The sequence below is a fragment of the Enterococcus sp. DIV1937 genome (assembly GCF_050535975.1).
In the GTDB taxonomy this organism is placed as follows: domain Bacteria; phylum Bacillota; class Bacilli; order Lactobacillales; family Enterococcaceae; genus Enterococcus; species Enterococcus faecalis.
Map to the genome: position 1 here is coordinate 381,932 of NZ_CP172909.1, position 20,491 is coordinate 402,422.

Sequence of the window (20,491 nt, forward strand, 5' to 3'; positions counted from 1 at the left end):
TGAAATGATATTTCTTTAATGGTATTCTACAAATACAAAAAAGAAAACGCATTCAAGGAGGATGAGAAAGCATGACAGTATCGATTGGTATTATTTTGATTTTATGTCTTTACACAGTTGTTGGTGTACTTGACCAAATTTCTATTCAGATTGGTCCATATACACCATTGTTTGCTGCAACGTTTACTGGCCTAGTCTTAGGAGATGTTCAAACAGGTTTGATGATTGGGGCAACGCTTCAATTGATGACATTAGGCGTAGCGACTTATGGAGGAGCAACAGTCCCAGACTTTCTTTCGGGGGCCATTATGGGAACGGCTTATGCAATCATTTCAGGGAAAGGGGCAGAGTATGGTATCGGAGTTGCGGTTCCGATTGGGTTATTATTAACACAACTAGATATTTTAGGCAGAATGGCTAATACGTTTTTTCAACACAAAGCAGATCGTTATGCGGAAGAAGGCAATTATAAAGGGGTCGAGCGTTGCAATGTTTTAGGAATTTTTCCTTGGACGATTTCTCGTGTCATCCCAGTTTTTATTGGCCTAGCTTTTGGTGAACAAGTTGTAAACGCTATCAATGATTGGATTCCTATTTGGGTGATGAATGGGTTAAAAGCAGCAGGCGCTATTTTACCAGCGATGGGGATTGCTATTTTAATGCGTTACTTACCAATTAAAACATACTGGCCCTATTTTATTATTGGGTTCGTGTTACTTGCTTATGGGGCCCAATTCTTCTCAGTTTTAGGTGTCGCACTGGTTGGCTTGGCTTTAGCAGCGATTTATGTGATGAATCATAACAAAGGCGGCGCAGCTACAACAAGTGGCACGGTTATTTACGAAGATGATGAGGAGGTTGAGATTGATGACTAACAAATTAACAAAAAAGGATATTAATAAAGTTTACGTCCGTAATCTTTTTGGCTATCAGTGGGGCTGGAACTATGAAAAAATGCAAGGACTTGGTTACGCTTGGGTGATGATGCCTGCATTAAAGCGACTATACAGTGAAGATCCAGTAGCTATGAAGAAAGCCTTGAAGACACATCTTGGCTTTATGAATACAACGCCAGCCATGTCGCACTTAATTGTCGGAGCTGATATGGCTTTGGAAGAAGAAGTCGGCATTGAAGATGAAACGGCCATTACTGGTTTGAAAACAGGTCTAATGGGTCCGTTTGCTGGTGTTGGTGATACCATTTTTATCGCGATTTATCGTGCGATTGTTTTTTCGATTGCAGCTTACATGGCGCAAGGGGGCCAGGTTGTTGGGTTACTGATCCCGTTAATTGCCGGAGCAGTGGTCCTATGGGTTCGCTATAAATTCACTTGGATTGGTTACCATCAAGGGAAAAAAATTGCGACAGAATTTGCGGATAAAATGAAATTGTTTACGCAAGGTGCAGCTATTTTAGGGTTAACGGTGGTCGGCGGTTTGATTCCTTCGGTAATTACTTACAAATTAGATTTAACTTATAAAATGGGAGATGTAACATTATCTGTTCAAGAAATGTTGGATAAAATTTTACCCGCATTAATTCCTTTAGGGATTGTTCTTTTATCCTATTGGTTACTAGGGAAAAAGAAAATGAATTCAACACGGCTAATCTTTGTTTTAATTTTAATTGGCATGGTTTTAGGCAATTTACAACCAATGTTGGCTTGGGTTGGCGGTTTATTTTAAAAAAATAGTATATAATAGGAGAGATTTATTATGACAATTGTACATGCAAGAGTAGATGAGCGTTTAATTCACGGACAAGTTGCAACTGTTTGGACGAATACGGTTGGCGCACAAAGAATCATGGTAGTAAATGATGCCGCTGTCAAAGATCAATTACAAATTGGTGCCTTAAAAATGGCTAAGCCTGCAGGAGTTAAATTATCCATTTTATCAAAACGTAAAGCGATTGAAAAAATTTTAGCAGGCAATTATGATGAAGAAAAAGTCTTTTTAATTACGAAAGACATTGCAGACATGGCGGCTTTAATTGATGGCGGTGTCCCATTACAGAGCTTCAATGTCGGCAATATTTCTCAAAAAGAAGGCAGTCGAGCAATTAAAAAATCTGTTGCATTAACCGATGAAGATATTCAAACCGTTCGTCGTTTAACAGATAATGGGGTGACTATTACCGCACAGATGATCCCTTCTGAACCAAACGAAGCAATTTTAACTTTCATAAAATAGAAATGGAGATGAGAAGATGGAGCCAATCCGTTCAATCAGACAAAAATATAAGGACTTTTCCAAAGTAAATAAGAGAATCGCAGACTATATACTGAAGGATCCGACCCGTCTTCTCTCATTAACAGCAAACGAAATTGCTAGCAATAGCGAAACTTCTCCAGCGTCAGTTACCCGTTTTTCTAAACAATTAGGGTTTGACAGCTGGGAAGAGTTAAAACTATCCATTGCAGCGGTACAAGCTGCCAGTAACGGTAAAAAAGATATTGATCCAATTGTAGCGGCGGATGATTCGGTGGATACTATTTGTATGAAAGTGGAATCTTTATTAAATGCTACGATTGAGGATTTATTTTATACAGTGGATAAACAAGCCTTGGAACGAGCAATCGCGCATGTTAAAAAAGCGGAAAAAATTCATTTGGTTGGAATTGGTGCCTCTTCTTTAACGACTTATAATCTTTATCACAAGTTTAACCGCGCTGGTCGCCAAGCGATTTTTAATTATGATAGTCACATGATGTTGGAGTTTTTAAATTATGCAACGGCACAAGACATTTTGATCACGGTCTCCTATAGTGGTTTGACAAAAGAAGCCTTAATCGCCTGTGAAATTGCCAAAAATAGAGGTGCAACGGTTATTTTTATTACCAGTAACGATGGAGAAAACGTGCGATCATTGAGCGATGAAGTTCTTTTAGTCCCCAATAATGAGCACCTCATCCGAGTTGGGGCTATTTCATCGATTGCTTCGTCAATGGCAATTGGCGATGTTCTGTATTTAGGTTCAATTCAAGATGATTTAGACACAGAAATTGAACGCAATATGATTGAAACGAGTCAACTTGTCAGCCGTCTAAAAGAGAAGTAGGGGTGTGCAAGCAAATGAACTTAGAAGGATTAACGACAGAAGCCAGAAATGAAGCGACTAAAAAGATTGACCAAGTGTCAACATTAGAGATGGTGACTTTAATAAATCAAGAAGACCAAAAGGTAGCACAAGCAATTGAAAAGGTGCTTCCGCAGATCGCTGCAGCAATTGATGCAGCGGCAGAACGATTTAAAAAAGGGGGCCGTTTAATCTATTGTGGTGCAGGAACGTCTGGACGTTTAGGTGCTTTGGATGCGATTGAATTAACGCCCACATATAGTGTGTCGCCAGAACGCGCATTTGGTATTTTAGCTGGTGGTGAAAAAGCAATGTATCAAGCAATTGAAGGCGCTGAAGACTCGAAAGAATTAGCTATCGAAGATTTAACGCAACATCAATTGACCGCCCGAGATGTCGTAATTGCGATTGCTGCTAGTGGTCGGACACCATATGCTGTTTCCGCAATTGAATACGGAAAAAAAGTGGGCGCTCTAACCATTTCAGTTACCTGTAATAATCAAAGTCCGATGAATCAATTGGCGGAAATTGGGATTGCGCCAATTGTCGGACCGGAAGTCATTACAGGGTCAACTAGAATGAAAGCGGGTTCAGCACAGAAAATGGTGTTAAATATGTTTTCAACAGGAATTATGGTTAAAGTAGGGAATATCTATCAAAATTTGATGGTCAATGTACAACCAACGAACGAAAAATTAATTCAACGTGCCACGAATATCATTAAAGAAGCAGCAGAAATCGAGGAATCGCAAGCCAAAGAATACTTGGAGGCAGCACAGCTAGAAGTGGCACCAGCCATTGTAATGGCAAAAGCCCACGTTGATTTTCAAAAAGCCAAACAACTATTAGCAGAACATGATGGACGGATTTCAGAAGTTTTAGCATAGAAGTGGTGAACAATGAATCAAATCGCAATTCAAGAAACAATTCAGAGACTGATTAATCAGCAAGTCGTTCCGGGTGTCGCTTGGGGGACGATCACAGAAGATAGCTTATCAGAACAGTATACGGGCTTTTTAGGTAATACTGGTCCATTTGCAAGACAAAAGGTTTCATCAGCTAGCCTGTATGATTTAGCGTCCTTAACGAAAGTTATTGGGACAACAAATCGAATGTTACAATTAATCGATACAAATCAGCTTACTTTTTCAACCACTGTGGGGGAAATCCTACCTGATTATCAAGGACTATCTTGTTCGATTGGGGAGCTTCTACTGCATCAGAGCGGACTGCCAGCTGATGTTGTCGATAAGAAAAATGTCACAAAAAAAAGCTTGCAAGAAATCATTTTAACGCATTCGTTATCTGAACGAGGGAAAACCACTTATTCTGATTTAGGGTATTACTTATTGGGAGAAATTATTCAAGTATTGGATCGCTGCTCATTAGAAGAGAGCTTTCAAACATACTTATTTCAACCAATGAACCTACAGCATACAAGTTTTACGGTCAGCGATTTTGCCCAGGCAGTGCCCACAGAGATTACAAAACAACGCGGCGTTATTCAGGGAGTGGTCCACGATTCGAAAGCCTATCAACTAAAAGCGCCAATTGGCAGTGCAGGTTTATTTGCAACTTTACCAGATTTACTCACTTTTGTTCAGTGTTTTATGAACAATCGCTACCCGTCTGGCAAACCATTATTTTCTGAAAAAATGTTCGATGCTCTCTGGTCTATGAACCAAGGGGGACGTACATTTGGTTGGGAAGTGAAAAAGACGCAAGCAGGGGCAGGCTATTTGTATCATACTGGCTTTACTGGAACGGCGATTGGTATGAAAAAAGAGACCAAAGAAGCCCTAATTTTGCTGACGAATCGGATTCATCCCACTCGTGAAGAACGTGGCTTTCTGAAAGCACGAACAAAAATTTATCAGCAGTATTTTTAGGAGGATATGATGAAACCAAAATTAATTTTAATGAGCCATGGACGGATGGCAGAAGAAACCTTAGCTTCTACTCAAATGATTGTCGGGGAATTAGCAGATGCTGCGATTGTGTCAATGACCGCAGAAGATGGCTTGAGCGGCACGCAAGCAAAACTGGCAGCAATCTTAAAAGAAGCTGGCAATGTCCCGACGCTTGTATTAGCTGATTTAAAAGGAGGAACACCTTGTAATGTGGCTATGATGGCCATGGGCACTTATCCGCAATTGCGAGTAGTCGCTGGACTTAATTTAGCAATGGCAATTGAAGCAGCCGTCTCACCTGTGGAAAATGTGGATGAATTAGCTGCATATTTAACGCAAATTGGCCAATCTGCGGTGACCACGATTGACTTACCTGAATTAACAGATGAAGAAGAATTTGAAGAATAGAAAGAGGTCGGGACGGAACCGTTTAGCTCCGAGAAATAAGAAGGAATTTCCGAAAATTGCTTTTTAATTTTTGGAGAATTTCGGCTTATTTCCGAAGGAGTTGGTTCTGTTCCCGCCGTTTATCAGGTTTTGAGCCTGGAACAAAAATCCAAAGTGATTTTTGTTCCAGGCTCTTTTTTTAAGAACCAGGGATATTCCGTGGTTCGTTTTTGGTTGTGACAAAGAAAAAGAACAGACTTAGTAAAATAACTAGGATGCCATCGTTAAACATCGGATTTACGAAGTTTAAAATAGCACTTAAGATAACTGGCACGGTAGCACAATACGTAATAATTTTTAAACAATCAATCAAACGTAAAGAATAAAAACGTAATTTTGAATAGAGAGATGCACCGATAGCGGCAATCAGTAAGTCTAAAACTAAACCGATTAGAACAGGGTAGATAGCCACTAAAAAGACAATGAGTTTTGTCCACCAGGGGATCGCTGCCTCACTTAGCGCAGTCTTGATACTCTGAGCGTTAACGCCATCTAAGGTTCCTTTACTATAGGGGAAGATAAATTGGTCGGTGCCTAGAATTGATTCAGTTGCGCCTGAATTTGGTAAGGCGACTACAAATTCATCTTGTAAAAAAGCCAAACCAAACGCATTACCAATTAAATCCTTTTGGACATCAGCGGCTGTACGTTTTCCATCTGGATCAAACGTAAAAATAATCGAGTCGGTTTGATAAATAAAGCCAGATTCTTTGGCCTTTGTTTGCAACGTGCCATTTTCAATAGAAAAGTCAGGCAACTTTTCTGCAATTTTTTGGCCATCTTGTTGCACCTCTTGTAGCACAGAAAAGACTTGTTTGGTAATAGGTAGTGCTAAAATAGCACTTAAAAAAACAGCATAGAGAATTACTTTCCAAAACGCCATTTTTTTCGCATGCCGTAATTCTGAAACTGAAAAAAAGGCCTGCTTAAATAATTGCAATGTATTCATTTATTTACTCCTCACATCGTTCTTCTACAGGTCATTCTAGCGAATTTATGAGGGAAACACAAGGTAATCTCCCTCTTTTGTAAAACTTTTCTTTTGGCAAGCAAACTATTTTGTAGAAAGCGGTTCACTCTGTTATCATAATAGTTGTATGAAAGACGTATGTTACATACTAAAAAATAGGGGGATTTAAAAAATGACTTATACATTACCAGAATTACCATATGCTTATGATGCATTAGAACCTTACATTGACGTGGAAACAATGCACTTACACCATGATAAACACCACAACACTTATGTGACTAACTTAAACGCAGCGATTGAAAAACATCCAGAATTAGGCGAAAAATCTGTAGAAGACCTAATTTCAGATATGAATGCTATTCCTGAAGATATCCGCACAGCCGTTCGTAACAATGGTGGCGGTCACGCAAACCATACATTCTTCTGGGAAATTATGGCACCAAATGCTGGTGGTCAACCAACTGGCGCTATTAAAGAAGCAATCGATGAAACATTTGGTAGCTTTGATGAAATGAAAGCTGCTTTCAAAACAGCTGCAACTGGCCGCTTTGGTTCAGGTTGGGCTTGGTTAGTTGTGAATAACGGTAAATTAGAAATCACTTCAACACCAAACCAAGATTCACCATTAATGGATGGCCAAACACCTGTTTTAGGTCTTGACGTTTGGGAACATGCGTATTACTTAAAATATAAAAACGTTCGTCCAGATTACATTGAAGCATTCTGGAACGTTGTTAACTGGGATAAAGTAAACGAACTTTTTGCAGCAGCAAAATAAGTTTGCCAATTGTGAAGGAAAGAGTCAAATGACGGCTGTCATTTGACTCTTTCCTTTTACAAATCCAGGGTCGAAATAGTTGTTCGTTTATGGCATACTAAAGTAAGTAGGGAAAGATAACGGATACATAAAGAAGGAGCTAAAAAAATGAATGTTATGATGCAAAAAGTACACGGGTCAGAAAATGATTTCTTTTTATTGGATGAAACACAGTTTGAGCGTTCTTTAACCGCTGAGGAAATTGAGCAATTGCGCATCCAGTTATGTTCGCGGGAAACAGGATTATTGGCGGGAGCAGATGGGTTACTTTTGGTAGGAGAAGGGACTCACGGCACGTCCAATGCTAGAATGCGAGTGATTAACAGCGATGGTAGTGAAGCAAGCATGTGCGGGAACGGCTTGCGTACGGTTGCCCGTTATTTATCTGAAAAAAACCAAGAAAAATCATTTACAGTTGAAACAATGTTTGCAGATTTGAAAGTACGTCAAGCCCCCAATTTAGCTGAAGAAGTAGCGACTTACCAAGTGGAAATTTCACCAGTAAGTTTTGAAGCAGTCACTATCCCAATGCATTTAGGGGTCCAAACATTAATTGATGAAATCGTACCAGCCTTATCTAACACCATTCGCTTTACAGCGGTAGCAGTGCCTAATCCGCACCTTGTAGCATTTGTGGATCACGAAACCTTAAATGGTCCAGAATTTGAACGAATCGCTACCTATGTAAATAATGAAAATCCATATTTTCCAGAAGGGATAAATGTGAGTTTTGTTGAAATTCTTGGCAAAAATCAACTATTTGTTCGAACGTATGAACGTGGTGTAGGTTTTACAAGTGCTTGTGGGACAGCTATGTGCGCAAGTAGTTTACTTTATACGTTATTGAAAGATGGTGTTTTTTATGAAGAAATAACCGTCAAAAATGCTGGAGGTATGGTGAAAACAGTCGTCCACGAAACGTCTGATGGCAGTTATTGGATGGAATTAATTGGGAATGCCACGATTACGCATTTGATTGAAGGATCACTGACTGATTTACTAAATGGTGCATTTGAGAAAATAACTATCACTGAAACGAATGAACAGAAACATTATCAAGAATTTCTGCAAACACTTTCTCAAAAATAACAATTGTTCCTTGATAAAGCGCTCTTTTATTTTACAATTGTGTTAAGTTCTTGTTCCAAAAAATAAAAAATATTGCTTGAATAAGCAAACTATGAGAAAATAAAGGGCATGAATTAAGAATTATTCTTAGATAAACGAGGAAGTGTCTTATGAAACTATGGAAAAAAGTAGTACTGGGCTTCTTGAGCGTCTTGCTAGTGGTAGTAGCTGGGGTATGTGCTTACGGGATTAAGATGTATTCAGATGCCAATTCAACAATTAATGGGATCTATCAATCAGTTAACCGTAAGTCCAATAAAGGAGCCACGGCCAATATTGATGCGCAAGAACCATTCTCTGTTCTTTTAATGGGGATTGACACAGGCGATTTAGGTCGAACAGAACAAGGTCGTTCAGATACTACAATGGTTGTAACCATCAACCCGAAAGAAAACAAGTCCACAATGATCAGTTTGGATAGAGATATTCTAACAGATATTGTTGGAAATGACACACAAGACAAATTGAACCATGCCTATGCATTTGGTGGCGCCGAAATGGCGATTAATACAGTCCAAGAATTACTGGATATTCCCATCCATCACTATGTATCCATCAATATGAAAGGGTTAAAAGACCTGATTGATGCGGTAGGCGGTATTGAAGTAGATAATACGATTGGTGAATTTACGTTGGACGGTATTACTGTTCCAGCAGGTAAAATCAAGTTAGATGGCACGACAGGTTTGGCTTATGCGCGGATGCGTCACGAAGATCCTGAAGGAGATGTGGGTCGTCAACGCCGCCAACGAGAAGTTGTTGAGAAAATTGTGCGCAAAGTCATGAGTTTTGATGGTGTTTCAAAATATCGAAAAATTCTTGATGCTGTTGAAGCCAATGTAAAAACAGACTTAACCTGGGATGACATGATGGACATCCAATCAAAATATTTGTCTGCCTTTAAAACAATTGACTCAGAACAATTACAAGGATACAGTGCAACCATTGATGATATTTATTATCAAGTCCTAGATCCAAATAGCTTATACAAAACACAAACAACGCTTAGAAAACAACTTGGTTTAAAAGAACATGCTTCTGAACGTGAAAAAGATTTAGCCTTTTATAATCAGTTTAGCTATGCTGTTACAGATACTGCACTGATTGGTGAATCTGGTGATTCAAGTGCTAATAGCTCTACTAGTTCGAGTAGCACAGCGGACACCACAGCCGGACAAACAGAATACAACGGCAATACGCAACAAGCAGCAGAAGGAGCCTACGATCCGAATACGTACGTTGACCCAAATGCGTACACAGATCCAAACGCTTATGCTGATCCAAATACGTATGTGGATCCCAACGCACCACAATATTAATCTGTTAAACAAGCTCGAAAACTTCTATTTCTGATGAGAAATAGAAGTTTTTTTCTTTTATTCTAGAAATTTTTTTCAGAAGGTGTTATAATTGGACTATACCAAAATAAACCGTAAGGAGCGTGTCAAAATGCAAATTATCCGTGTAGCAAATGCAGAAGAAGGCGGCAAAAAAGCGTTTGAATTAATTAAAGAAGGTATGAACAATGGTGCGAAAGTTTTAGGCTTAGCAACAGGTAGTACACCAGAAACATTATATAAAGAAATGACTGCAAGTGATGTCGACTTTACAGAAATGACTTCTGTAAACTTAGATGAATATGTTGGTTTAGGTGGCGAAGATGAGCAAAGTTACCGTTATTTCATGAACAAACACTTATTCGACAAAAAACCATTTAAAGAAACATTTGTACCAAATGGTAAAGCAGAAGATTTAGATGCTGCTTCCGCAGAATATGAAAAAATTATCGATGCACATCCAGTAGATATCCAAATCTTAGGTATTGGTCAAAATGGACACATTGGTTTCAACGAACCAGGCACACCTCTAGATAGCTTAACCCATGTCGTTGAGTTGACTGAATCAACAATCAACGCAAACAAACGTTATTTTGACAAAGTAGAAGATGTCCCAACACGTGCTGTTTCTATGGGGATTGGCTCAATCATGAAAGGTAAAAAAATGATTTTAATGGCTTATGGCGAAGCAAAAGCAGAGGCCATTAAAGGAATGATTGACGGACCAGTAACAACAGACATGCCAGCAAGTGCATTACAAAACCATCAAGATGTTGTTGTAATCATTGATGATGCAGCTGCAAGTAAATTATAATCGTTGATGAAAAAGAACTTGAAACATAAGGATTTCCTTATGTTTCAAGTTCTTTTTTTGTTATACTGGAAGTAATAGAAGAAGAGGTGAAAAGGATGTTACAGCTAACAATTCCAGAAATTATTTTACGGTTAGTCCTAGCGATGGTGATGGGTGGCGCAATTGGTTTTGAAAGACAATATAAGAATCGCCCAGCAGGGATGCGCACTCACATTTTAGTTTGTATGGGCGCGGCTATTATTGCGTTAATTCAGTCGCAAATTGCAATCAATGCATTGAAAGATGCGTTAGCTAATCCGGCTTTGACGGGGGTCATTCGTTCAGATCAAGCAAGGTTGATCGCACAAGTTGTAAGTGGAATCGGCTTTTTAGGTGCTGGAACCATCATTGTAACGAAACAAAGTGTCACCGGATTGACGACAGCAGCGTCACTATGGACCGTTGCTGGTTTAGGGATCGCGGTGGGCATGGGCTACTATACGATTGCCTTAACAAGTTTTATCGGTGTATTATTTGCCTTAACCATTGTCAAACGAATTATTCACGTACCAACAATCAAAAAATTAGAAATTCGCTATCAACATAAACAAGAAACCAAAGAATTTATTAATCAGTATTTTGAAGAAAAACATATTGAAATTTATGATGTGAATTTCAATGTTTCTTGGGTGGATGATACAAAAATCTATACGAATATCTATACTATTGATTTACCTAAAGGCCTAACGTATGCCGATGTTATCGAAGATCTATCTGTTTCAAATAATGTAACAAAATTACGATTGATTAATGTATAGAAATTAAAAAATATCTCATGAAATGAATGCTTTTAGCGTTTGGTTTTATAGGGATAATGAAAATAGAGAGGGATGTAGGATGAAAAATAATCAAGAAAAAGCTAATGAGAAAATGAATATCTCTAATTCTTCTTTTGATAAAATGAATACAAAAGTAGATCCTTCGCAAAATGGTTCACCCCTTCCATTTCAAGTGGGAGATTTTGCTTCTACCAGATTTGAAAAAGGAGAAGAAAAATCTAGCCGAGAAATACTCCAATTTTATTTGGTGGGCATTATTTTATCTCTTATTGGGTATCTAGGGTTAATAAAAATTCCCGTATTTAAGAATGTTTTGGAAAATACTATCGGTTCTTTTGTTATTTTAGCCTGCATCATAATTTTTAGCTTTATTTTCTCCAAAATTATCCAGGTTGCTTTTAAAAGAAAAAAGTAATCCATTTTGCATAAGCTAATTGTTATCCTGTTTATCAGGGGCAATGAGAAAAGAAATTACTTATAAGTTAGAGTAGGGTACATAATAAAATGGTTTCATACTCTAATTTATATATATCTTTTACTTAGGGAGGTGAAAAGTATGTTTGGTTGGATTAGTTCTTGGTTCGGTGGCGGCTCATTCGGCGGTGGCGGTGCCTCTGGAAGTTGGTAAAATAAAAAGCTAGAAACGTTAATCGTTTCTAGCTTTTTGCTATTTATCTAAACCGTAAAGATAGTCATCATCTTTCATGGCTTCAACTGTTCCTAGTAAATAGCCATTTCCTACTTGAGAGAAGAAGTCATGGTTGCTAGTTCCTGTCGAAATACCATTCATTACAATCGGGTTCACATCATTGGCTGTATCCGCAAATAAGGGATCCATACCTAAGTTCATTAAAGCTTTGTTGGCGTTGTAACGTAAAAAGGTTTTTACTTCTTCGGTCCAACCTAAGTCATCATATAATTCTTCTGTATAACGTTCTTCATTTTCGTACAATTCGTAAAGTAAATTATACATCCAATCTTTTAGTTTATCTTGCTCATCTTCTGGTAATTCATTAAATCCTAATTGGAATTTATAGCCAATATACGTGCCGTGCACTGATTCATCACGGATAATCAATTTAATAATTTCAGCGACGTTCGCTAGTTTATTGTTTCCTAAATAGTAAAGAGGAGTGTAAAACCCAGAATAGAATAAAAACGTTTCTAAAAATACACTAGCAATTTTTTTCTCTAACGGAGTACCGTTTTTATAAATTTCGTTAATCCGTTCTGCTTTATATTGCAGATGTTTGTTGGTATTTGTCCACTCAAAAATATCATCAATCTCTTTTTTTGTATTTAATGTACTGAAGATAGAAGAATAACTTTTGGCATGGACAGATTCCATGAATTGGATGTTATTTAAGACGGCTTCTTCATGGGGCGTCCGCACATCATTTCTCAGTTGATCCATGCCGCTTTCTGATTGAACAGTATCTAATAAAGTTAAACCGCCGAAAACGTAGCCGACAGTAGTTTTTTCTAAATCGGAAAGAGTCCGCCAATCATCTAAGTCATTGGATAACGGAATCCGTGTATCTAACCAAAATTGTTCGGTTAATTTTTCCCAAGTGGATTTATCAATGACGTCTTCAATGGCGTTCCAGTTAATTGCTTCATAATACGTTGCCATGGTTATTCCTCCTGTATGCTGGGACAGCAGTCTGTTTGACTAGTTGTCTCGTTTCTTCGCTTAAAACGTTCTACAGAGTCCAAATAGGAGCATGCAGCCGTTCTTCTTTGTCCAGTATATCTGAAAATGTCCTGTTTAAAAAGAGAACATTCCTAAAAAATAAGACGCTCAAGCAGAACGCCTTATTTAAGTGCTTTTCATTAAATCACGCAAGACTCACATTGATTGCTGCCAATTTCTTCAGCATCATCTGTAAATGTACGAATATAGTAAATTGATTTAATCCCTTTGTTGAACGCATAATGACGTAAAATGTTTAAGTCACGGGTTGTTTGTTTTGGTGTTTCTTTCCATTCATACAAGCCTTCAGGGATTTCTGAACGCATAAACAAGGTTAAACTCATTCCTTGATCAACGTGTTGTTGCGCTGTTGCGTAGACATCAATCACTTTGCGCATATCCATGTCGTAAGCAGAAGTATAGTAAGGGATTGTATCATTAGCTAAATAAGGCGCTGGATAGTAAATCTTACCAATTTTCTTCTCTTGACGTTCTTCAATCATGCGAGTAATTGGATGAATGCTGGCACTAGTATCATTAATATATGAAATTGAACCATTTGGCGCTACGGCTAAACGATTTTGATGATAAAGACCATTTTTTTTCACAGCATCGCGTAACGCAGCCCAATCTTCAGCCGTTGGAATCTGAATGTCTTTAAAAATTTCTTTCACTTTATCAAATTTTGGTGTAAAGTTGCCTTCAATATATTTATCGAAGTAAGCACCAGAAGCATAATCTGATTTTTCAAAATTATGGAAGACTTGGTTACGTTCTTTCGCAATTTGGTTACTTTCCATTAAAGTCCAGTAATTTAATAACATGAAATAAATGTCTGTAAAGTCTAATGATTCTTCAGAGCCGTATTCCATATGATTTTTAGCGAAGAAGGTGTGTAAGCCCATTGCGCCTAGTCCGATTGTATGGCTTAAACGATTTCCATTTTGGATAGTTGGCACGACATCAATTTCAGAAGCATCTGTTACAAAAGTTAACGCACGCGTCATAGCGCGGACAGATTTTCCAAAGTCAGGACTTTCCATTAAATTAACAATGTTAGTTGAACCTAAGTTACAACTAATATCTGTTCCTAAAACTTCATATTCTTGTTTCCCATTAATAACAGAAGGCGTTTGAACTTGAAGAATTTCAGAACATAAGTTACTCATGATAATCTTGCCATCAATCGGATTGTTTTTGTTAGCTGTATCAATATTGATGATATAAGGATAGCCAGATTCTTGTTGTAATTTAGAAATTTCATTTTCTAAGTCACGGGCTTTAATTTTACGTTTACGTATGTTTGGATTGGCCACTAGGTTATCATATTCTTTGGTGATATCTACATAGGAATAAGGCACACCATATTCACGTTCCACACTATAAGGACTAAATAAATACATATCTTCGTTGTTACGTGTTAATTCGTAAAATTTATCTGGAACAATAACACCAAGAGACAACGTTTTTACACGGATTTTTTCATCAGCGTTTTCTTTTTTAGCAGATAAGAACATTTCAATATCTGGATGGAAGACGTTTAGATAAACCACACCAGCACCTTGACGTTGACCTAGTTGGTTAGAGTAGCTAAAGCTATCTTCAAATAATTTCATAACAGGGACAACACCACTTGCTGCGCCATCATAACCTTTGATTGGTGCGCCCGCTTCACGTAAGTTGGAAAGAGTAATCCCTACGCCACCGCCGATTCGTGATAATTGAAGGGCAGAATTAATTGAACGCCCAATGCTGTTCATATCATCTGTTACTTGAACTAAGAAACAAGAAACCAATTCACCTCGACGTTTACGCCCAGCGTTTAAGAAAGAAGGTGTGGCTGGTTGATACCGTTGATGGATCATTTCATCCGCCAATGTTAAAGCCAACTCTTCATCGCCATCCGCAAAATACAAGGCATTAAAGGCAACACGATCTTCATATGTTTCTAAATACTCTGTTCCGGCGTTGTTCTTTAAAGCGTATTGAGAATAAAATTTATAAGCCGCCATGAAAGACTTGAATTGGAAATGTTGTTCATCTAAGAAAGCATATAATTTTTCAATAAAGTCCATTGAATATTTTTCGATGAATTCAGTTTCAATAAAATCTTCTTTCATTAAAAAGTTGATTTTTTCTTCAGCAGAGCTGAATTTACGTGTATTCGGTTCTACATTTTCTTTAAAGAAGGCTGCGAGTGCTTCTTTATCTTTATTTAAAGGGATTTGACCATCAACAGGACGGTTAATCTCGTTATTCAGTTTGAAATAGCTGACATCTTTAATTTCTTTTAGACTCAATTTCTTCCACTACTTTCTTAAAGGTCTCCACGTCTTCGTCTGTTCCGCTAAACTCAAAGGAGTACAGAAGCGGAACGTGGTAATCGCGGGCAATATCTTTGGCGGTATAGACAAATAATTCAGCAAAATTACGGTTGCCCCCACCAGCTACACCAACTAACAGTTCTTGGTTACTTTTATAATCAAGAAAGTCATTCACTACCTCTGTAATTTCTGCATCATAGGTAGGAATGACAAGAATAAAAGGCTCATTTATTTCAAAAAAAGGATTCGCTGGCTCAAGTTCATAAGCAGGCAAATCCAATTTTTTAATAAAGCGCCTTGTTTGACCGGTGACTGAAAAATAAACAAGTTTCATCTTAGCTAGCCAATTGTTTTAATTGGTCTGGACGGAAGCCAACAACGGTTGTTGCTTCAGATGTGATTACCGGTACGCTTTGGAACCCTTGTTCTTTTAACCAGTCGATAGCATCTGGTTGTGCGTCGATATTGATTTCTTCAAAAGCGATGTTATTTTCACTTAGGAAACGTTTCGCCATTTTACATTGGATACAGTTATTTTTTGAAAAGATTTTTACGTTCATTGAAAGTTCCTCCTCTTTTTTTCTACATAGACTAGTATAAATCTATGTAGAAAAAAGTCAACACTTTAACACTATATATTGTGGTGCGTTTTTCTCATAATACTAGTTTTTGTGTTTTTGAAAGAAAAATGAAAACACGTGAATCCTCGTTTTTGGGAGAAAAAACACATTGGTCAGTGTTTGACAAACAAAAAAATTAAAATTTTGAAAGAGAACATTTAGTGAAAAAACACTAAATATTGTGTTGACATTTGAGTTAGGCACAAGAAGAAAAAATAAGTGGATTTGTTATTGAATGAGTGGAATTTTATAGTAGCTAGTAACATAAAAAACAAGAGCTGACTTTTTTCAAAAATAGTAACCTGAAAAAAGTGTCTCTATATAGAAGGAAAATAGAAGAAAACAGGAGATACATCCAGAAATTCATTGACTTTCCGTGTAAGCAAGCGTATTCTTTTAATTGAGAACGATTCTCATTTTCGTTTGAAACTTTTTCACATGGAGGAAAGTAAATGATTACGTTAGCGCAGGCAGAAGTTGGGAAAGTCTATACAGTCGAAAGCGTCCAAGCAGATGTTCAGACAAAGAAACATCTGAACAATTTAGGTGTCGTTGCAGGCCAAGCAGTTGTCCTTGTCAATTATCAGAATCAAAATGGTATTGTTTTATTACATAATAGTCGAATTGCGCTGACAGATACGATTTTACAAGCGATTCATGTGGAGGAGCGCTCGGCGAATGAGAAAGTTTGGGTCTCCTTGGATACCTTAAAAGTTGGAGAACGCGCTACAATAGTAGGGATCCACGGACAAGGAGCGGTGAAACGTCGGTTGATGGACATGGGCTTAACAAAAGGAACAGTAATTTTTATTCGCAAAGTAGCTCCTTTAGCTGATCCAATTGAAATCAATGTACGTGGCTACGAACTAACGTTACGAAAAAGTGAAGCGGAACTAATCTTGGTTGAAAAGGAGGAAAGCGAATGACTCAGCAAATTGCACTAGCCGGCAACCCTAATAGCGGTAAAACGACAACGTTCAATATGTTAACAGGAGCCAACCAATATGTTGGAAACTGGCCAGGGGTGACTGTGGAACGCAAAGAGGGGGTGGCAAAGAAAGATAAGACACTCATTATTCAAGATTTGCCAGGGATTTACTCTCTTTCTCCTTATACGCCTGAAGAAATTGTGGCACGAGATTATCTTTTGGAGGACCAACCTTCAGTGATTTTGAATATTCTCGATGTGACCAATTTGGAACGGAATCTTTATTTAACAACACAATTAATTGAAACTGGATTACCGGTTGTTTGTGCGTTAAATATGATGGATTTGTTGGAAAAAAACGGCCAAACATTGAATAGTGAAAAGTTAAGTTATGGCTTAGGCGTGCCTGTTGTTGAGATTAGTGCTTTGAAGAATCGTGGGTTGGATCATGCTTTAAAACAAAGTAAGCAGCGAGCGAATGCCATAGAGACAGAGGTTATTTATCCTTCTTATGATAATCGCTTAGAAGCAGCACTTGCTGAAATTGTTGATATTTTAGGGAATACTGTTCCTGAAACGCAACAGCGTTGGTATAGTTTAAAACTTTTTGAACGAGATGTTCGAACCAAAGAGCAATTATTATTGAGTTCTTTTCAAGAAAAAGAAATTGAAGAAGTCATTCAAATTACTGAAAAAATCTTTCAAGATGAAAGTGAAGCGATTATCATTAATGAACGCTATGCCTTTATTGCTCGATTAATTGCTTTGTGTGCGACGAAAAAAACAGAAATGACATTTACTCACAGTGATAAGATTGACCGAGTGGTAACCAATCGGTGGTTGGCGTTGCCAATCTTTGCGTTTGTGATGTGGTTGGTCTATTACTTATCTATTCAAACGGTTGGTACAATGGGGACAGACTGGTTAAATGATGTCTTTTTTGGGGAATGGGTTCCTCAATTTGTGGGAAATTGGTTGGCGCAATGGCAAGTAGCGCCATGGATGCAAAGTTTAATTTTAGATGGGATCATTGCAGGTGTTGGGGCGGTGTTAGGATTTTTACCACAACTGGCCGTCCTGTTTTTATGTTTAGGTTTTTTAGAAGATTGTGGCTATATGGCCCGGATTGCCTTTGTCATGGATCGCTTGTTTCGGAAATTCGGCCTATCTGGTAAGTCGTTTATTCCAATGTTAATTGCGACAGGTTGTGGGGTCCCAGGCGTGATGGCTAGTCGAACGATTGAAAACGAACGCGATCGGCGAATGACTATTATGGTCACGACTTTTATGCCATGTTCGGCGAAGTTGCCAATTATCGCTCTGATTGCAGGTGCATTTTTTCCTAACCAAAGTTGGGTCTCGCCCTCTGCTTATTTCTTAGGGGTTGCTTCCATTGTGTTATCAGGAATTGCTTTAAAAAAGACCAAGCATTTTTCGGGAGATCCAGCACCATTCATTATGGAACTTCCCGCCTATCATTTGCCACAGCTTAGAAGTGTGGTTCGGCATGCCTATGAACGATGTCGCTCATTTGTAAAAAAAGCAGGTACGATTATTTTTGTTTCCAGTATTCTCATTTGGTTCATGTCACATTATTCTGTGACGTTTCAACCCGTTCCAGAAAGTCAAAGTATTCTAGCATTTCTAGGTAAAGGGTTGGCGGTGCTATTTATCCCATTAGGCTGGGGTAATTGGCAAGGGGCAGTTGCCACAATTACAGGATTGATAGCGAAAGAAAATATTATTGGTACCTTAGGTATTTTATTTGGCAATGTGAAAGATGTTTCTGAAAACGGGGTAGAAGTCTGGGGCGCACTGCAACACACCTTTACGCCAGTCGCGGCCTATTCGTTCTTAACTTTTAACTTATTATGTGCACCTTGTTTTGCTGCAATTGGCGCAATTCGTCGTGAAATGGGAGACCTCAAATGGACATTAGGAGCCATTGGTTATCAATGCGGTTTGGCTTATATGGTCAGTTTTGTGATTTATCAATTAGGCCATGTGTTAGTCGAAAAAGGCACACTAACTCTGGGGACTTTTTTAGCGATGGGTGTTGTTTTAGCTGGATTTTATTTCCTTATAAGAAAACCAAAGCCAGGCAAAGAAAGTGTCCAAGCAATCACTTCTTTAGAAAGAGGGTAATAACGGATGGCAACAATTATTTTATCCATTTTAATTTTTGGAACAGCAGGAATCATCACCTATCGACGAATCAAAAAAGGGGAAAGTTGTGAAGATTGTCAAACAGCTTGTCCTGTAAAAAAAGAACAATCTTCACAAGAATAACAACTGAAAAAAATTCCCTCTTGTATAAATAATAGCGGAGTGCTACAATATTGAGGTAGCTGAAAAGCCATTTTATACAACGGGGGCATAGCTCAGTTGGTTAGAGCATCTGACTCTTAATCAGAGGGTCTAGGGTTCGAATCCCTATGCCCCCATTGGGTGCCAAACCCACGAGAACGGTATTCTGTCGGCGTCTTAGGACGTTTCGAAGACGGAGTACGCGTTCTCTTTTTTTACATAAAATGTCGTGTGTCGTGAGAGATACACTAGTTAAATCGGTTAAAGAATGCTACGCTTAGAAGAGCGAGAAAGTACGTTATATAAAAAAAGTTAAAAATTTTTCAGGCTAAAAAAGCGAATTTAACAAAAAGCGCACTTTTTGGTTCCTATGAAACGAAAAAGTACGTACTATACAGCATGTACGGCACGGTATATGATGATATCAGAAAATGTTAAAGGAGCGAATCAAATGATTACATCACTAGCAGATACAGTAACATTAAACAACGGCACTAAAATTCCAGGAATGGGTCTCGGGGTATTCCAAATACCAGATGAAGAGACAGCAAAAGTGGTCGAAGAAGGGATTATCAATGGTTATCGTTTAATCGATACAGCGCAAATCTATGGTAATGAATCTGGCACAGGAGCGGGAATTAAAGCAGGCTTAGCGGCAACTGGTTTGAACCGTGAGGACTTATTTGTTACCTCGAAAGTTTGGAACGCGCATATTTCCTATGATGAAACAATTCAAGCTTTCAATGATAGTTTGGAACGTTTAGGTTTAGATTATTTAGATTTGTATTTAATTCATTGGCCAGGAAATAATTCTTACAAAGAATCATGGCAAGCTTTAGAAACTTTATACGCCGAAGGAAAAGTGAAAGCAATTGGTGTCAGCAACTTCCAAGTTCATCATTTAGAAGATTTACTTTCTTATGCAAAAGTTGTTCCGGTAATTAACCAAGTGGAACTACATCCAAAATTGGATCAAAAAGAAGTGCGTAATTTCTGTGAAAAACATGATATCAAAGTCCAAGCTTGGTCACCATTGATGCAAGGCCAATTATTATCTAATGAAACCATTTTGGCGATTGCTGAGAACCATAATAAATCAGCAGCCCAAGTGATTTTACGTTGGGATATTCAACAAGATATCTTATTAGCCGTGAAATCTGTCCACAAAGAACGGATGATTAGCAATGCAGCGGTCTTTGATTTTGAACTAAGTGCAGAAGAAATGGCACAAATCAACCAATTGAATGAATCGTTACGTGTGGGACCAGATCCAGACACGTTTGATTTCTAAAAATT

The 20,491-nt window shown here is 38.1% G+C and carries 22 protein-coding genes and 1 tRNA gene; 18 read left to right on the forward strand and 5 right to left on the reverse strand.

The window, feature by feature from the left end; all coding sequences use genetic code 11:
* Positions 1 to 71: 71 nt before the first annotated feature.
* Genes IGL13_RS01935 through IGL13_RS01965 form a run of 7 tightly spaced genes read left to right on the forward strand, consistent with a single transcriptional unit; the run spans position 72 to position 5,397 of the window.
* On the forward strand, positions 72 to 875 hold the full coding sequence (locus IGL13_RS01935; protein WP_002377923.1) for a PTS mannose/fructose/sorbose/N-acetylgalactosamine transporter subunit IIC: 804 nt from the start codon (positions 72 to 74) through the stop codon (positions 873 to 875).
* On the forward strand, positions 868 to 1,686 hold the full coding sequence (locus IGL13_RS01940; protein WP_002355336.1) for a PTS system mannose/fructose/sorbose family transporter subunit IID: 819 nt from the start codon (positions 868 to 870) through the stop codon (positions 1,684 to 1,686). The genes IGL13_RS01935 and IGL13_RS01940 overlap by 8 nt, the downstream gene beginning before the upstream one ends.
* Before the next feature lie 30 nt (positions 1,687 to 1,716).
* On the forward strand, positions 1,717 to 2,193 hold the full coding sequence (locus tag IGL13_RS01945; RefSeq protein WP_002355337.1) for a PTS system mannose/fructose/N-acetylgalactosamine-transporter subunit IIB: 477 nt from the start codon (positions 1,717 to 1,719) through the stop codon (positions 2,191 to 2,193).
* Between the two features lie 16 nt (positions 2,194 to 2,209).
* Positions 2,210 to 3,061 (forward strand): MurR/RpiR family transcriptional regulator, encoded by an 852-nt coding sequence (locus tag IGL13_RS01950; protein ID WP_002355339.1) that lies wholly within the window; start codon positions 2,210 to 2,212, stop codon positions 3,059 to 3,061.
* A gap of 14 nt (positions 3,062 to 3,075) precedes the next feature.
* Positions 3,076 to 3,966: an N-acetylmuramic acid 6-phosphate etherase gene (gene murQ / locus IGL13_RS01955; RefSeq protein WP_002355340.1), complete on the forward strand. Its 891-nt coding sequence runs from the start codon at positions 3,076 to 3,078 to the stop codon at positions 3,964 to 3,966.
* A 12-nt stretch (positions 3,967 to 3,978) separates the two neighbouring features.
* Positions 3,979 to 4,968: a serine hydrolase domain-containing protein gene (locus IGL13_RS01960; RefSeq protein ID WP_002401733.1), complete on the forward strand. Its 990-nt coding sequence runs from the start codon at positions 3,979 to 3,981 to the stop codon at positions 4,966 to 4,968.
* A 9-nt stretch (positions 4,969 to 4,977) separates the two neighbouring features.
* Positions 4,978 to 5,397, forward strand: coding sequence for a PTS sugar transporter subunit IIA (locus tag IGL13_RS01965; RefSeq protein ID WP_002363016.1), 420 nt, complete (start codon positions 4,978 to 4,980; stop codon positions 5,395 to 5,397).
* A gap of 178 nt (positions 5,398 to 5,575) precedes the next feature.
* Here IGL13_RS01965 and IGL13_RS01970 read toward each other — a convergent pair whose 3' ends face one another.
* Positions 5,576 to 6,385 (reverse strand): DUF1189 domain-containing protein, encoded by an 810-nt coding sequence (locus tag IGL13_RS01970; RefSeq protein ID WP_002355344.1) that lies wholly within the window; start codon positions 6,383 to 6,385, stop codon positions 5,576 to 5,578.
* A gap of 193 nt (positions 6,386 to 6,578) precedes the next feature.
* Here IGL13_RS01970 and IGL13_RS01975 point away from each other — a divergent pair, with 193 nt between their 5' ends.
* The 6 genes from IGL13_RS01975 (at position 6,579) to IGL13_RS02000 (ending at position 11,738) form a co-directional block, all read left to right on the forward strand.
* Positions 6,579 to 7,187, forward strand: a complete 609-nt coding sequence (locus IGL13_RS01975; RefSeq protein WP_002361201.1) for a superoxide dismutase — start codon at positions 6,579 to 6,581, stop codon at positions 7,185 to 7,187.
* Positions 7,188 to 7,334: 147 nt separating this feature from the next.
* Positions 7,335 to 8,315, forward strand: a complete 981-nt coding sequence (gene dapF, locus IGL13_RS01980; RefSeq protein WP_002377925.1) for a diaminopimelate epimerase — start codon at positions 7,335 to 7,337, stop codon at positions 8,313 to 8,315.
* 149 nt (positions 8,316 to 8,464) lie between these two features.
* On the forward strand, positions 8,465 to 9,673 hold the full coding sequence (locus IGL13_RS01985; RefSeq protein WP_002390468.1) for an LCP family protein: 1,209 nt from the start codon (positions 8,465 to 8,467) through the stop codon (positions 9,671 to 9,673).
* Between the two features lie 130 nt (positions 9,674 to 9,803).
* Entirely contained in the window at positions 9,804 to 10,505 is a 702-nt protein-coding gene (gene nagB, locus IGL13_RS01990) for a glucosamine-6-phosphate deaminase (protein ID WP_002355352.1), read from the forward strand.
* 95 nt (positions 10,506 to 10,600) lie between these two features.
* Complete coding sequence (locus IGL13_RS01995; RefSeq protein WP_002355354.1) at positions 10,601 to 11,302, forward strand: MgtC/SapB family protein; 702 nt, start codon at positions 10,601 to 10,603, stop codon at positions 11,300 to 11,302.
* A 79-nt stretch (positions 11,303 to 11,381) separates the two neighbouring features.
* Entirely contained in the window at positions 11,382 to 11,738 is a 357-nt protein-coding gene (locus tag IGL13_RS02000; RefSeq protein ID WP_002375865.1) for a hypothetical protein, read from the forward strand.
* A 252-nt stretch (positions 11,739 to 11,990) separates the two neighbouring features.
* Here the strand turns inward: IGL13_RS02000 and nrdF are convergent, their stop codons facing one another.
* The 4 genes from nrdF to IGL13_RS02020 form a co-directional block, all read right to left on the reverse strand.
* Entirely contained in the window at positions 11,991 to 12,956 is a 966-nt protein-coding gene (gene nrdF / locus IGL13_RS02005) for a class 1b ribonucleoside-diphosphate reductase subunit beta (protein WP_002355357.1), read from the reverse strand.
* A 200-nt stretch (positions 12,957 to 13,156) separates the two neighbouring features.
* Complete coding sequence (gene nrdE / locus IGL13_RS02010; RefSeq protein WP_002370231.1) at positions 13,157 to 15,316, reverse strand: class 1b ribonucleoside-diphosphate reductase subunit alpha; 2,160 nt, start codon at positions 15,314 to 15,316, stop codon at positions 13,157 to 13,159.
* Complete coding sequence (nrdI, locus tag IGL13_RS02015; RefSeq protein WP_002355359.1) at positions 15,297 to 15,674, reverse strand: class Ib ribonucleoside-diphosphate reductase assembly flavoprotein NrdI; 378 nt, start codon at positions 15,672 to 15,674, stop codon at positions 15,297 to 15,299. Before nrdI ends, nrdE begins: the two co-directional genes overlap by 20 nt.
* 1 nt (position 15,675) lies before the next feature.
* On the reverse strand, positions 15,676 to 15,900 hold the full coding sequence (locus IGL13_RS02020) for a redoxin NrdH (RefSeq protein ID WP_002355360.1): 225 nt from the start codon (positions 15,898 to 15,900) through the stop codon (positions 15,676 to 15,678).
* 512 nt (positions 15,901 to 16,412) lie between these two features.
* Here IGL13_RS02020 and IGL13_RS02025 point away from each other — a divergent pair.
* From IGL13_RS02025 to IGL13_RS02045, 5 genes are all read left to right on the forward strand, one after another.
* Positions 16,413 to 16,886 (forward strand): ferrous iron transport protein A, encoded by a 474-nt coding sequence (locus tag IGL13_RS02025; protein ID WP_002355361.1) that lies wholly within the window; start codon positions 16,413 to 16,415, stop codon positions 16,884 to 16,886.
* A complete protein-coding gene (gene feoB, locus IGL13_RS02030) occupies positions 16,883 to 19,033 on the forward strand; it encodes a ferrous iron transport protein B (protein ID WP_002355363.1) in 2,151 nt (716 codons plus the stop codon). The genes IGL13_RS02025 and feoB overlap by 4 nt, the downstream gene beginning before the upstream one ends.
* A gap of 6 nt (positions 19,034 to 19,039) precedes the next feature.
* Positions 19,040 to 19,177, forward strand: a complete 138-nt coding sequence (locus IGL13_RS02035) for a hypothetical protein (RefSeq protein ID WP_002355364.1) — start codon at positions 19,040 to 19,042, stop codon at positions 19,175 to 19,177.
* Positions 19,178 to 19,258: 81 nt separating this feature from the next.
* Positions 19,259 to 19,332, forward strand: a tRNA-Lys gene (locus IGL13_RS02040).
* Between the two features lie 278 nt (positions 19,333 to 19,610).
* Positions 19,611 to 20,486 carry an aldo/keto reductase gene (locus IGL13_RS02045; RefSeq protein WP_002392650.1) on the forward strand — a complete coding sequence of 292 codons (876 nt, stop codon included), beginning with the start codon at positions 19,611 to 19,613 and terminating at the stop codon, positions 20,484 to 20,486.
* Positions 20,487 to 20,491: the final 5 nt, after the last annotated feature.